At 41.3% G+C, this 13,281-nt stretch carries 15 protein-coding genes; 1 reads left to right on the top strand and 14 read right to left on the bottom strand.

Going from position 1 to position 13,281, the window contains the following annotated elements; translation table 11 throughout:
* Positions 1 to 3: 3 nt before the first annotated feature.
* From AC3E7H_RS01410 to miaA, 9 genes are all read right to left on the bottom strand, one after another.
* Positions 4 to 753: a hypothetical protein gene (locus AC3E7H_RS01410; RefSeq protein WP_490675981.1), complete on the bottom strand. Its 750-nt coding sequence runs from the start codon at positions 751 to 753 to the stop codon at positions 4 to 6.
* Positions 750 to 1,337 (bottom strand): SMI1/KNR4 family protein, encoded by a 588-nt coding sequence (locus AC3E7H_RS01405; RefSeq protein WP_490676030.1) that lies wholly within the window; start codon positions 1,335 to 1,337, stop codon positions 750 to 752. The genes AC3E7H_RS01410 and AC3E7H_RS01405 overlap by 4 nt, the downstream gene beginning before the upstream one ends.
* A gap of 44 nt (positions 1,338 to 1,381) precedes the next feature.
* Positions 1,382 to 2,446, bottom strand: a complete 1,065-nt coding sequence (locus AC3E7H_RS01400) for an ankyrin repeat domain-containing protein (RefSeq protein ID WP_490675980.1) — start codon at positions 2,444 to 2,446, stop codon at positions 1,382 to 1,384.
* Positions 2,447 to 2,448: 2 nt separating this feature from the next.
* Positions 2,449 to 2,886, bottom strand: a complete 438-nt coding sequence (locus tag AC3E7H_RS01395; protein WP_490675979.1) for a hypothetical protein — start codon at positions 2,884 to 2,886, stop codon at positions 2,449 to 2,451.
* Between the two features lie 219 nt (positions 2,887 to 3,105).
* Entirely contained in the window at positions 3,106 to 3,861 is a 756-nt protein-coding gene (locus AC3E7H_RS01390; protein WP_490675978.1) for an SDR family NAD(P)-dependent oxidoreductase, read from the bottom strand.
* Between the two features lie 20 nt (positions 3,862 to 3,881).
* Entirely contained in the window at positions 3,882 to 4,811 is a 930-nt protein-coding gene (gene rnz, locus AC3E7H_RS01385) for a ribonuclease Z (RefSeq protein WP_049508584.1), read from the bottom strand.
* A gap of 14 nt (positions 4,812 to 4,825) precedes the next feature.
* The gene (locus AC3E7H_RS01380) at positions 4,826 to 5,449 is read right to left on the bottom strand and encodes a cystathionine beta-lyase (RefSeq protein WP_049508582.1); all 624 of its coding nucleotides are present in this window, start codon (positions 5,447 to 5,449) and stop codon (positions 4,826 to 4,828) included.
* Positions 5,442 to 6,680: a GTPase HflX gene (hflX, locus tag AC3E7H_RS01375; protein WP_075228199.1), complete on the bottom strand. Its 1,239-nt coding sequence runs from the start codon at positions 6,678 to 6,680 to the stop codon at positions 5,442 to 5,444. Before hflX ends, AC3E7H_RS01380 begins: the two co-directional genes overlap by 8 nt.
* Positions 6,673 to 7,557, bottom strand: a complete 885-nt coding sequence (miaA, locus tag AC3E7H_RS01370; protein ID WP_075228198.1) for a tRNA (adenosine(37)-N6)-dimethylallyltransferase MiaA — start codon at positions 7,555 to 7,557, stop codon at positions 6,673 to 6,675. Before miaA ends, hflX begins: the two co-directional genes overlap by 8 nt.
* Positions 7,558 to 7,677: 120 nt before the next feature.
* On the opposite strand from miaA, the gene AC3E7H_RS01365 reads away from it, so the two are divergent.
* A complete protein-coding gene (locus tag AC3E7H_RS01365) occupies positions 7,678 to 7,848 on the top strand; it encodes a DUF3042 family protein (RefSeq protein ID WP_001051776.1) in 171 nt (56 codons plus the stop codon).
* Between the two features lie 117 nt (positions 7,849 to 7,965).
* On the opposite strand, the gene AC3E7H_RS01360 is transcribed toward AC3E7H_RS01365, so the two are convergent.
* The 5 genes from AC3E7H_RS01360 to pabB all read right to left on the bottom strand — a co-directional run bounded on the left by AC3E7H_RS01360 (position 7,966) and on the right by pabB (position 13,220).
* Positions 7,966 to 8,805: a thymidylate synthase gene (locus AC3E7H_RS01360; protein WP_049502758.1), complete on the bottom strand. Its 840-nt coding sequence runs from the start codon at positions 8,803 to 8,805 to the stop codon at positions 7,966 to 7,968.
* Between the two features lie 101 nt (positions 8,806 to 8,906).
* Positions 8,907 to 9,866, bottom strand: coding sequence for an ROK family glucokinase (locus AC3E7H_RS01355; RefSeq protein ID WP_075228197.1), 960 nt, complete (start codon positions 9,864 to 9,866; stop codon positions 8,907 to 8,909).
* A gap of 104 nt (positions 9,867 to 9,970) precedes the next feature.
* Positions 9,971 to 10,831: an excalibur calcium-binding domain-containing protein gene (locus AC3E7H_RS01350; RefSeq protein ID WP_490675977.1), complete on the bottom strand. Its 861-nt coding sequence runs from the start codon at positions 10,829 to 10,831 to the stop codon at positions 9,971 to 9,973.
* Positions 10,832 to 10,874: 43 nt separating this feature from the next.
* The gene (locus tag AC3E7H_RS01345; protein WP_490675976.1) at positions 10,875 to 11,498 is read right to left on the bottom strand and encodes an alpha/beta fold hydrolase; all 624 of its coding nucleotides are present in this window, start codon (positions 11,496 to 11,498) and stop codon (positions 10,875 to 10,877) included.
* Entirely contained in the window at positions 11,499 to 13,220 is a 1,722-nt protein-coding gene (pabB, locus tag AC3E7H_RS01340) for an aminodeoxychorismate synthase component I (RefSeq protein WP_490675975.1), read from the bottom strand.
* Positions 13,221 to 13,281: the final 61 nt, after the last annotated feature.

Here is a 13,281-nt window from a genome sequence, read left to right as displayed (position 1 = left end):
CCATCACCACTCGTTGATGGCAAATAGAATGGCTGATCTAATATTTCTTAGCAATTGATCTGAAAGTTCATCGTATACTTGACCCAGTCCCTTATCTTGTGCCAGACAGCCAGGTTCATCATTCCAGGAGCCCATTCCTCCAAAAACATCCGCTGCACTTGCAGCTCTAAATATGCTTAGATGTTGCGGTGGAATTTGAGGTTCTGCCAGTCCTTTACCAGATTCTGGGTCTAGCAAAAAGTTTCTAGCAGAGTGAAAGACTTTGGCAAAGTTGTCACATTCAATTTTAATTGCTAAATCTTCTATACGAGTCAATATGTCCTTAAATTCTTCGATATTATTTTCATAGTGGGGAAGGTCTTGAGAAGACCTTTCCCATTCATACTCGGTGTAGGTAACATCCCAGCCCCTACCTGAGGAAGCAGCTTCCCAATTTGGTAGGAAATAACTTGCCTTCCCATCTTTATAAAAACAGAGAATTGAACTCTGTGTCGTATTGGAGAAACCTAAAATACCTCTGTCATTTACTGAGATAGGGCAAAATAATTTTAAGTCCTTCAAACCTTTTTCCTTAAGATTTTCAAACCAATCAGATATAGATAGTTCTATAACTTCCCCATTTTCTGACGGCAAAATTTGAAAGCTCAACTTATTTGTATATTTTTCAGGCTTATAGCATATTTCTTTACCACTTTTTAAAGCCTTCCTAGCTGCTGCCACGATACAGGCTATCTGATACATTTGTCCATTCATATGATTTCTTCCATTATCCCTTCAATCAAATTTGTAAGGCTTTTAGCCGCATAGATTACCTGATCAGGATCATGGATGTAGCAAATAATCTGCCCTTCCTGACCCTCTCGGTCTGGATCAAAATCCAGCATAAGATAACAAGAGTCACAATACTGAGCAAAAGGAAGCCATTTTTTATTAAAAAGATAGGGCTTAATTCTACTATCATGCATGTTTTCTAGGTCTTGACTAGAAAAATAGTCGGGAAATTCTGTTAACAGAGCATCTCTATTTTGAAAGTACTTTTTACAAGTCTCAATTTCCTGCAGACTCATGAGAGAAAAAGTCAGCTCTCTCTGGTCAATTACACAAGGTAAAATAGAGAGGTATTTACTCCCATTTTTATAGCTATAAAGCTCTTTGAAGTCACTAGGTAGACGAATGCCAAATATTTCCTCAAAGGCTTGAAGATCTTCTTCGGAAGCACCAGAAATATTCTGATAATCATCTAGGTATCCCTCTTCCACAGGATCATCCAAATCCCAGTCTTCAAAATACTCACAAATATAAGTTTCTATTTTTTTAACTTGGTCAATTAGTTGCATCATTTCACCATGATTTCTTTATTTTATCTGTCTTACAATGCTCTTTAACGCTTATAACTTGTTTTTTCTAGGGAAATGGGCTCAGGATTTTGCTTAATCCATATAAGAGCTAGCTGACACAGACGGTCTAGACTGGCTTCATCATCGCTTTCTTTGCTATGGATTTGCGCAATAACTTGCTTGCTTTCTTCTAATTCTTGTTCTGAAAGAGAGTTTCCTAGAGACAAGTATTGTGGGAGAGCCTGAAGCATTTTTCTATAGTCCCTGTCCCAGTTGACCCCACCATTGCGATCCAGTTCATCTCGGACTCGACCTGGTATACGGATAACTTCTCCCTGAACAGTTTTGGCTGCTCCACTTGAAGGAATCAAGAAAGACCATAGTTCCTCATATTGCTCCTCCCAGCTACCTTCTTTTACGAGAATCGGAGAAACTCCATCGTGGGTTATTCGTTTGGCTACCGGCTTGACATCAAACAAACGATAAAGTTTGGCTAAACCTTTATCTGCTGCTTCTAGATAGTCAGGATTGATCCCTTCTCTATGAAACTCAAAATCCTTCCCGATATTTTCGACCTTTTCTTTCAAAGCTGGTGTTTTCTTAGCACCAGCATCCAGAAGCATTGCGGCGATTTCAGCTGTTTGGGCAATATAGATTCCCCGACAGACAGTGAGAACGGAGTCTAGTGGAGTTTGTCCCCTATCATTCTTAGGGTTGACCTTTGCTCCCTTTTCTAAGAGAAGCGCAACGGTCTTAGGATGAAAAAACTGAGCTGCCACATGCAGAGGTGTATTCCCATAGGTATTGTTTTTTTCAATATCTGCCCCCAATTCAAGCAAGAGTTTTACAGTATCTCTCCCCATGGTTGCCTGACGATACAAAGGAGTTGCACCATAATAATCAGGAATATTGATATCCAAGCCCTGTTCCACCAGCCAGATAACCAATTCATCCGGGACTCCTCCCATATGAAGTGGTGTACATAAGCTAAATCTTCCATCATGTGCGGTTAATTCACAACGATCATAGACTGCTTTAAGGGCTTCAATATTTTCTTCATCCATTAAATCTTTAAACTCTTTTGGTAAGGTAACTCTTTTCTTTGCCATTTTTAGTTCCTTTCTTCTGCTACAGCATCTAGGGCAAGCCAATGAAGATTGTCAACAGTTTTCAAAGTCAGGACTTGTCCATCATAATCATTTTTCAACTCAAGACCGTCTTGCTCAATAGATATATTATTGTACCAGTGGTCTAGGCTGGCGTATTTCCCCATATGAATGTTGATGAGTATACTGGTTATCGGATCCCACGTTCCTATCTTAACAGTTTCAGCTAAAAGATAGTAAGCGTCTAAAAATATGAGATTTCTCCCATAGATCCAAAAGGGCAGTTCAAGTTCTAACAAAGGCAACTTGGCAGAAAAAATCTCATCCCCGTGTGGCGGCACGGTTTCATAATGAAATTCTATCTCACTGCCATAATATGCAATCAAGGCTCCCTGACATCCGATATTTTGAGGAATTCCCTCCTCAGCTACTATAAATTCCATGACCTCCTCCTTCTATCTTGACTTCATAACCTTCTACTATAGATATACTTTTAGTTATGTTAGACTCGGAGTTTATTCTGTCTTTAATCTGCTTTCTTATCTCAATTATACTCCAAAACTATCAAATAGAGATAAACTACCAGTATTTTCAGGGATTATTTTTGATAAACAACTTCTCCTAATTAAAGTAAAAAGCCATTCCTCAAGGGAACAGCTTTATCACTTATAATTAAAGGTTTCTCCAGCCAACTTATCTGCTAACTTGGGAAAGAGGGTATAAAACTTATGGGCTAAGTGCAGCAAGATTGGAAGATTGAGTTCCCGCTTGTTTTTTCCTATGGTTTTGACAATCTTTCTAGCTACTGCATCTGGCTCGAGTAGGAAACGGTCAACCGACTTAAGGTAGGTTCCATCCGGATCAGCCTGATCAAAAAATCCTGTACGAATCGGTCCTGGATTGACCGTCGTCACATAAATACCATAGGGCATGAGTTCGAGACGCAAAGCGTTTGAAAAACCAATAGCCGCAAACTTGGTCGCTGAGTAAAGACTGGACTTGCCAGTAGCGATCAAACCTGCCATGCTAACGATATTGATGATATGTCCTTTTCGCATTTCCTTCATACGAGAAGCAACCAAACGTGATAAATTCATCAAAGCAAAGGTATTAACCTCAAACATCTGATGAATATCTTGATTAGAGATCTTGTCAAATTCCTCAAAAATCCCGTAGCCAGCGTTGTTAATCAAGACATCTATCTTACCATAGCGGAGATAGAGGTCAGCTACCAGTCCTTCTAAGGCTTGACTATCGGTAATATCGATTTCGACCAATTCTGCATGTGGATGATTTCCGTAGAGTTTACTGAGTTTTTCCTTGTTTCTACCCAGCAAAATCAATTGATCATTGGGCAAGAGTTTGACCATTTCTTGGGCTAGACCACCACTAGCACCCGTAATGAGAATAGTAGACATATTTATCCTTTCTCGAGATCCTAGATTTCCACTTCTTCTAGGTCTTTAACCACATGGACATTTTCAAAAATCGTTGCCGCATCTTTCTTGAGCTGACTGATATCTTTTGAAAGAAAACGAGCACTGATATGGTTGAGCAAGAGTCGTTTGGCTCCTGCTTCTACTGCAACCTGAGCAGCTTGCATATTAGTTGAGTGACCGTGGTTGCGGGCAATCTTCTCATCACCCTTGCCATAAGTGGACTCATGGACAAGAACATCTGCATTGACTCCAAGACGCACACTAGCATCTGTTTTTCGAGTATCTCCCAAAATGGTGATAATCTTACCAGGGCGTGGTGCTGAGATATAGTCTGCTGCCTTGATCTCGGTGCCGTCTTCTAGGACAACATCCTGACCGTTTTTGATTTTTCCAAAAAGTGGTCCAAATGGCACACCAGCGGCTTTGAGCTTTTCAGCATCCAAGGTTCCTTCTAAATCCTTTTGCATGATACGATAGCCGACACAGAAAATAGTGTGATCCAACTCTTCTGCATACACCATGAATTTATCAGTTTCGAGAATTTTCCCTAGGGAATCCTTGTCAAACTCATGGAAATGAATCTTATAGGGCAGACGAGAACCAGAGACACGCAAACTAGTCAAGACAAATGACTTGATACCTTGAGGTCCATAGATTTCCAAATCAGTCTGCTCTTCATTAGCCTGAAAAGCACGACTAGAGAGAAAACCTGGCAAACCAAAGATATGGTCTCCGTGTAAGTGGGTAATAAAGATTTTGCTGACCTTGCGTGGTCGAATCGTGGTTTCCAGAATGCGATTTTGTGTTCCTTCTCCACAGTCAAAAAGCCAAACTTCGTTAATCTCGTCCAAGAGTTTCAGAGCGAGACTTGAAACATTGCGGGCTTTAGAGGGCTGACCAGCCCCCGTTCCTAAAAATTGAATGTCCATTCGATACTTTCTAATTAATCAATATATAACATAGCGGTGCGGTTTTCTGAGCGATAATAAAACTTACCAGTATAGGCTTTAGCTTCTTGTAGCAAATCCTCTTGACTATAACCTTTGAGACGCTTGCGACCATCTGCCAAGCTTTCCAAATCTGTCAAAGCTGTGAGATTTTCCACGCTAACAACTTCCTCTTCTCCGATTGCCTTCATATAAATTTTTCCAGACTCCTCAAAAACTAGCTGATGAGGAAAAATTTGAGCAATCTCAAAGAGCAAGTCAGCTGTGATTGCTTCCTCAGTTTCTGAGAAAATCCGACCCAGACCTTCTTTCTCATAGCAAAAACCAAAAGATTTGCCTGACAGATTAAGACGGATAAAGGGTTTGCTTTCTTCCGTGAAACTTGGCTCAGCATTGTAGAGGTTCAGTTCTTGGCTGACTTCTGCAAAATAATCTGTCGCAGCTTGAGGACTCTTTTTCTGGTAGAGTTCTGCAAAGTAGGCATTCACTACGCTGGGTGGAGGGGTGATGAGAGCTAGCTGCTCCTCTTCAGACCTACCAGCTAGAAGCTGGTCCAAATATACCTTGTCTAGACTTGTATAGCCACCATATTTGAGAGCTAATGATTTGATATCAGTCATAAAATTCTTCTAATCTCCATTTATTTTTCTCAGAAATGTAGCCTCTGATGACTTCGCCATCATCTTGGTAGTCACGTTCTTCTAGGATAGCAACACTTTCTAAATCATGAATCTTGTAAGACTTAGAAAAAGGCACGCGCAAAGTAAAGGGTTCAAAAATTTCCTTGATCTTATCTAGCAATAAAGCCTGTAACTGTTCTCTACTATCTTTAGACTTGGCAGAAATCAATGCATAAGGCGTTTGAGTAGGCGTGAAATCTTCCACCAAATCCGCTTTATTATAAAGGGTTAGGCGAGGAATATCCTCCATGTCCAAGTCTTTCATGATAGACAGGACCGTTTTTTCATGTTCCTCATGGTAAGGATTGCTGGCATCGATAACATGAACCAGAAGGTCTACATGCTTACTTTCTTCCAAGGTCGACTTGAAACTGGACACCAACTCTGTCGGTAAGTCTTGAATAAACCCAACAGTATCAGTTAAAGTCACCTGTAGATTGCCCCCCAGATGAATGCTTTTAGTTGTCGCATCCAGAGTCGCAAAGAGCTCATCTGCCTCATACTGGGTCTTGCTAGTCAAGGTATTCATGATAGTTGACTTTCCAGCATTGGTGTAGCCAATCAAACCAATCTTAAAGGTACTTGACTCCAATCGTTTTTCTCGAACTGTCGCTCGATTTTTCTCAACGACTTTGAGCTGACGCTCGATATCTGTGATTTGGTTACGAACACTACGACGATTGAGCTCCAACTGACTTTCACCTGGACCACGAGAACCAATGCCCCCAGCCTGACGGCTAAGCATAATCCCTTGACCAACCAAGCGAGGCAAGAGGTATTTGAGCTGAGCAAGATGAACTTGAAGCTTTCCTTCATGGCTTCGAGCTCTCATTGCAAAGATATCCAAAATCAACTGCATTCGGTCAATGACTTTAACACCCAAGACTTCTTCTAAATTGACATTTTGTCGAGGTGTCAGACGGTTGTTGACGATGACAGTCGTGATTTCTTCTGCATCCACCATTTGAGTTATTTCTTCTAACTTACCAGAACCGACGAAGGTCTTGGAGTCGTATTTTTCACGTTTTTGTCTGTAGCTATCGACTACGACTGCACCAGCCGTCTTAGCCAGACTAGCCAGTTCTTCCATGGAGAGGTCAAAATTATCCATGCCCTGAAGTTCAACACCAATCAGCAGGACTCGCTCCTCTTTTTTCTCCGTTTCAATCATTTAAAAACTCCTCAATCTGGCTGAAAATACGCTCTTTCACACCAGATTCTCCAATCTGATAAAAGATTACCTGCATGCGGTTACGGAACCAGGTCAACTGACGCTTGGCAAAACGACGAGTCGCCTGCTTAAGACTATCACTAGCCTCCTCCAAACTTTGCTCCCCTCGAAAATAGGGAAAGAGTTCCTTATAGCCAATCCCTTTAGCAGCCTGCACATCTGGATAATGGTCAAACAACCACTTAGCTTCATCCAATAGTCCAGCTTCAAACATCAAATCCACACGGTGGTTAATCCGTTCATAAAGCTGACTACGCTCATCATCCAAGCAAATAATCAGAGGTTCATACAAGGTCTCTTGATTTTCCAAGTCTTGACCAAAATGGGCAATTTCCAAGGCACGCATGGCACGACGACGATTAAACTGGGGAATTTCAAGGCCTGTTTGCTCTACAAGATGGGCTAACTCCTCATCCGAAAAAGGTTCCAAACTAGCTCGATAGGCTAAAATATCCTCATGTGGAGTCTCTCCACCTAAATGATATCCTTCTAGCAGACTCTGGATATAAAGACCTGTCCCACCAGCTATTATGGCAAGCTTACCACGACTTTGAATATCCTCAATGGCCGCCTTAGCTTCTGAAACAAAATCAAAAGCCGAGTAAGACTCGGTTACTTCTCTCACATCAATCAAATGATGAGGGACAGTTGCCTGCTCCTCCGGACTAGCCTTGGCTGTCCCAATATCTAGTCCTCGATAGACTTGTTGGCTATCTCCACTAACTACTTCACCATTAAAATGCTTAGCAACTTCAATGGCTAGAGCTGTCTTTCCAACTGCAGTCGGTCCAACAATCACAATTATTTTTGTTTTCATCTTTTTTCCTTGAAAAATTCCCATTTTTTCGTTACTATTATTATATCACAAAAAGGTCAGTCAGAAAAATGCGACCTCTTAAGGTAGCTGGCTGATTTATAAGTTAAAGGAGGAATACTCATGGCTAAAGGATTCGCTAAAGGTCTTGTAACAGGTATTGCAGGAACTGTCGCTGCAGTTGCAGGTGCAGTATACGCAGTTAAAAAGAAAGTGATCGAACCAGAAGAACAAAAAGCAGCTTTCATCGAAGAAAATCGTAAGAAAGCAGCGCGTCGTCGCGTATCACACTAAGCAACAAAAGAAGTTGAGATTTTTTCTCAACTTCTTTTTTTCTATTCTTTTATACTCAATAAAAACCAAATAGGAAACTAGGAATCTAGCGTGGTTTGAAGAGATTTTCAGAGAGTATTAAATTGCCAAGTCAAACTTCAACTGTGGCTTGACTGGATCATAATCAACCAGCTCAAAATCCTCTGCTTTAATATCAAAGAAGTTGGTCTTGTCTGGTACATTTAAGACCAAACGTGGTTGGCAATTTGAAGGCTCACGACGAAGCAATTCCTGAGCTTGTTCAAATTGATTGTCATAAATGTGAAGGTTATTGATAAAGTAGAAGAATTTCCCAACTTTCCAACCAAAGTGTTTAGCAATCATCATCTGAAGAGCCACATACTGCATAGCATTGATATGATGAGCCACCAGCATGTCATTAGAGCGCTGGGTCAAGGTCGCATCTAGATAGATGTCCCCATCTACTCGACGGACATCAAACATGGTCTGGAAGGCACATGGAAGAAGACCATCTGTCTCCTCAAAGGCCTGATAATCCCAAAGTGAGATGATATTGCGACGGTTCCAAGGATTGGCTTCTAACTGTTTGAGAATCTTGTTAATGATGTCATGCTTCTTAACAACAGCCCCATAACGTTCGCCGATTGTCCCTGTATCTCCCACTTCCCAATCATTCCAGTAGTGAACATTGTACTTGTCATTGAGTACTTCCAAACTATTGGTCTGGTCTTGGTAGATCCAAAGTACTTCCTTGATGGCTGATTTGATTGCGATGGGGCGCAAGGTCGTGATGGGAAATTCCCCCTTAGACAAATCGTACTCCGCAAAAGCACCTGTGATGTACTTGGAGTTAGCTACTGTTCCATCCTTATACTTGGGACGAGCTTGTTCTGAAAAGACTCCTTCATTGAGAATTCGCTCGATATTTTCTTTAAAAATCGTGTCTGCTTTTGTCATTTACTCTCACCTCAATTATTGTCTTAACTAGTATAGCATAAAAAAAGAAAGGAGGAAAATCACTCGCTTACGGAAAGCAATTTTCTCCTTTTTATGTTTATTTATTGCAATACAAGTGATGCTGCTCCGATAACTCCAGCGTCATTTCCTAGAGTGGCAAGAGCCAGCTTAGTGGTTGTACGAACTTGTGGGAAGGTATTTTCATCATAAACCTTTTGCACGCCTTGGAGAAGGAAGTCTCCTGCAGCTGATACCCCTCCACCGATAACAATTGTTGATGGGTTAAGGATTGAACCGATGTTGGCACATGCAATACCCAAGTAACGTGAGAAGTTACGGTAAACGATCAAAGCAAGGTCGTCCCCTTCTTTTGCCAAATCAAAGACAGTTTTAGCTGTTACTTCTTCTCCGTCATCAATCAAACGTTTCAACTCTGCATCGCCTTCGTATTCATCTGCATAACGACGAGTCAAGTTGACAATCCCTGTTGCTGAAGCTACTGTCTCAAGACAGCCTTTTTTACCACACGTACATGCGATTGGTTGGTCAAAGTCAACTGTGATATGTCCAAGTTCACCTGCAGCACCAGCAACACCGTGGAGTAATTTACCTTCTGCTACGATACCGCCACCAACACCTGTACCAAGTGTCATAAAGACAACGTCTGGTTGGTTTTCACCAGCACCCATCCAACGCTCACCAAGAGCTGCCACGTTGGCGTCGTTGTCAATGAAGAATGGAATACCCAAGGCTTTTTCCATTTTTTCTTTGATTGGTTGAAGAGTTTTCCAGTTGAGGTTATAGGCACCGATAACAGTCCCTTTTTCACGGTCAACCACACCAGGTGATCCCATACCAATTCCACGGAAATCTTCAGCAGACAATCCAAGCAAGCCCAAACGATGTTGAATCGATTCAATCATATCGTCTACGATATGACTTCCTTCATCCAAAATGTTAGTCTTGATAGACCATTTTTCTTGGATTTCTCCTTCTTGCGTTAAAATAGCGAACTTGATAGAAGTTCCACCAAGGTCAATCCCAATAATCTTTTGACTCATCGTCTTCTCCTTATCCTTAATTGAAAATGCTTACAGTACTAGTATAACAAAATCTGACCATCAGTGCAAAGGTTTGCATTAACTTTCCAGAATTTTTTTCTATTCTATGGTTTCCACAAACCAGAGGCATCTACATAGTAGCGCCCACCATCTACTCGCTCATTTTTTGCCATTTTACCATCTGATTTGAGGTAGTAGTTTCCTTGCCATGCATTGCGAGCATAAGATCCATCTGATTTCAAGTAATACCAGGCTTGGTAAGAAGAGTCATAGACCCATTCACTCTGAGCCATTTTACCATTTGACTTGAGGTAGTATGCACCTTGCCAAGTATTATGCGCATAAGATCCATCTGATTTCAAGTAATACCAGGCTTGGTAAGAAGAATCATAAATCCATTCACCCTGAGCCATTTTACCATCTGATTTGAGGTAGTAACTTCCTTGCCAAGTATTGCGTGCATAAGATCCATCTGATTTGAGGTAATACCAGGCTTGGTAATAGTTATCGTATACCCACTCATTCTCAGCCATTCTTCCATCTGATTTGAGGTAGTAAGCCCCCTGCCAAGTATTTGTTACTGGATTTCCATTTTCAGAAAAATAGTACCAAGATCCATTCTGACGAACCCAGCCACTTACAGCTGCTGCACTAGGAGCAGGTACTGCACTATTTGGTGCTGCACTATTTGGTGCTACATTGTTGTTAGCTTGAGATGCACTCGTCTTTTTCTCTTTTAAAACTCCCTGAGGCGCATTCTTCGATTCACAAGCGATCCCATCATGATCCTTATCCAGGGTAGCAGAATAACCTGGTTCTCCCTTATGAATATCCGCATAACCATTCTCCCAAGCTTCCTTACAGCTTGAAAAATGGATACTTTCATCTGCCACAACAGGTTGTAAAAACAAAGCTAGGACAGGTAAAGAAGCTAGGCCTAGTTTTAATAGATGACGTTTGTTCATGATTTTCTCCTAAAATTATAATATCAATCTCAATATTATTTTATCAAACTTGTTTCAGCAATTCAAGAAAACTTCTGGTTAATTCTGCAAACTCTTTTGGTTTTGCCTTATTCAAGACATGAGGGCCGTCAGGGATGATCTCAAACTGAGAATCTGGCATCAGTTCTTGAATAGCTTTCATTGAACTGAGATTAGGCTTATCCTGACTACCACAAATTAACAAGCTTGGATAGGGACAATTCCGTGCAATCTCTCTTAAATCAAGTGTTTTTAATTCCTCAGAAACTCCAACCATAAGAGCCTTATCCGCTCCCTGTTTCTCATATATCCTCTTAGGAAGCAATTTAAATATCAGCAACTGAATGTAAAAAGGAATGCTACCTGCTAATTTCAGTGGACATCCTGACAAAACCAAGGCCTGAAGATTTGGTATCTCAAAACTTGAAAGCTCCAATGCAAGTGCAGCCCCTAAAGATAAGCCAACTAAGACAAAAGGTTCTGTTTCCTTTGATAAGTGCTGATAAATGCGTTCCTTGGCTTCTTGGTAGGTCCCAACTCCTGAAGGAAATAAGTCCAGGGCTTCAGAGGGATAATCTGCCAGCAAATCCTTAACTTCTTTCCAACTATCTGCTGACTGTCCCAAACCGTGTAAAAATACGAGTTTCAATTAGTTCTCCTTTACTGACAATTCATACAAGCCTCTGACTGCATTACAGCCATAGATAGCTTCTGCTTGATTCAAATCTGCTAAAGTCAGAATTTTCTCTTCTACTTGCCCATTTTCAAGCAAATGTTGACGATAAATCCCTGGTAAAAGACCTAGTTGACTTGGCGGTGTATAGAGCTTGCCATTCATTTTCAAAACCAGATTGCCAATAGAGGTTTCAAGCAATTTTCCATCAACAGTGTAATAGATGATTTCCTGCTCTCCCATTGTCAAATGTGGTCGGTGTGTCGTCTTAAAGTAGGTAAAGGCCTGCTGCAAATCAGCTTCTTGCAGACAAAGTTTAGCCTGACAGAAGCTATAACTAAGTGGTGTCAATACTTGTCGATCAATTTCTATTTCTCCAGACTTATTGAGACTGATTCGCAAACGGTAATCTTGATGGAGGTCACAAGCCTGACACTCCTTCTCTATTTCTTGTCTCAAACCAGCTTCATCAAATGGAAAGGCAAAGTAACGACTAGCCCTTTGTAGTCTTTCTAGATGCTCTTTTTCAAAGAGTAATTTCTTCTGGCTGATTTTCCCTGTCGTAATCAGCTGAAAACGAGGCTGTTTTCGATAAAGAACAGCTGCTTTTTGATGGACTTCACGGTATTCTGACTCCCAAGTACTATCCCAAGTGATGCCACCTCCGACACCATAGATGGCTTGCCCTCCATGCAGTTGAATGGTTCGAATAGCCACATTGAAAATCCGTCGTCCATTGGGAAGTAGGAGGCCAACAGTTCCACAGTAAACTCCTCTAGCTTGTAGTTCCAAGTTCTTGATAATTTCCATGGTCGCTATCTTGGGAGCTCCTGTAATAGAACCACATGGAAAGAGCGATCGGAAGATTTCAACTAGGTCAACATCCGGTCGTAACTGACTCTTGATGGTCGAAGTCATCTGCCAAACCGTTGAATACTGTTCCACCTGACATAAACGTTCCACATGCTCACTTCCCACCTCAGACAGACGATTCATGTCATTGCGCAAGAGGTCCACAATCATCATATTCTCTGAGCGATTTTTAGGATCCTGTTCTAACCAAACTGCCTCTTGCAAGTCTTCATAGTCATTCAGACCCCGTTTAGTCGTCCCCTTCATAGGACGAGTTGTCAATTCACGATCATTTTGTTCAAAAAAGAGTTCTGGACTCATGGAAATTACTGCCATGTCGTCATGTTCAACATAGGCATTGTAACCTGCCTCCTGCTCTACCACCATACGATTGTAGATAGCAAAAGGATTGGCAGACAACTCCTGCTTGAGTTGAACAGTATAATTGACCTGATAAGTATCGCCCTGTCGCAAATGATGGTGAATCTGAGCAATCGCCTTTTCATAGTCCTCTGCAGATGTTACTTCCTGCCAGTTTGATGGCAAAGCCACCTCCTCATAAGTCAGAGGAATGCTAGATTTTTCAACGCTGTCATGAATAGTGAAATAGAGGAGATACTCTCCTAACAAGGAACCCTCGTGAACCACCAACTTCTCCTCAAAAGCTGGCGCAGCCTCATAGCTGACATAACCCACCACATAATAGCCCTGTTCTTGGTAGCTTTCCACTTGAGCTAACAAGTCTGTTACTTCTGCTAAATCTCTGGTTTTTAACTCTTTGATAGGCTGGGTAAAGGTGTATCTCTCCCCCAAAGCCCTAAAATCAATCACTGTTTTTCTATGCATATCCTAAGTATACCATAAAAGCCAGACCCCAACAGGAGATCTGGCAATTTTATTCTTTGAG

This window comes from Streptococcus sp. SCPM-O-B-15304 (M98), assembly GCF_058200215.1.
The sequence above is the reverse complement of the archived record's forward strand: the minus strand, read 5'-3'. Positions and strand labels throughout refer to the sequence as shown.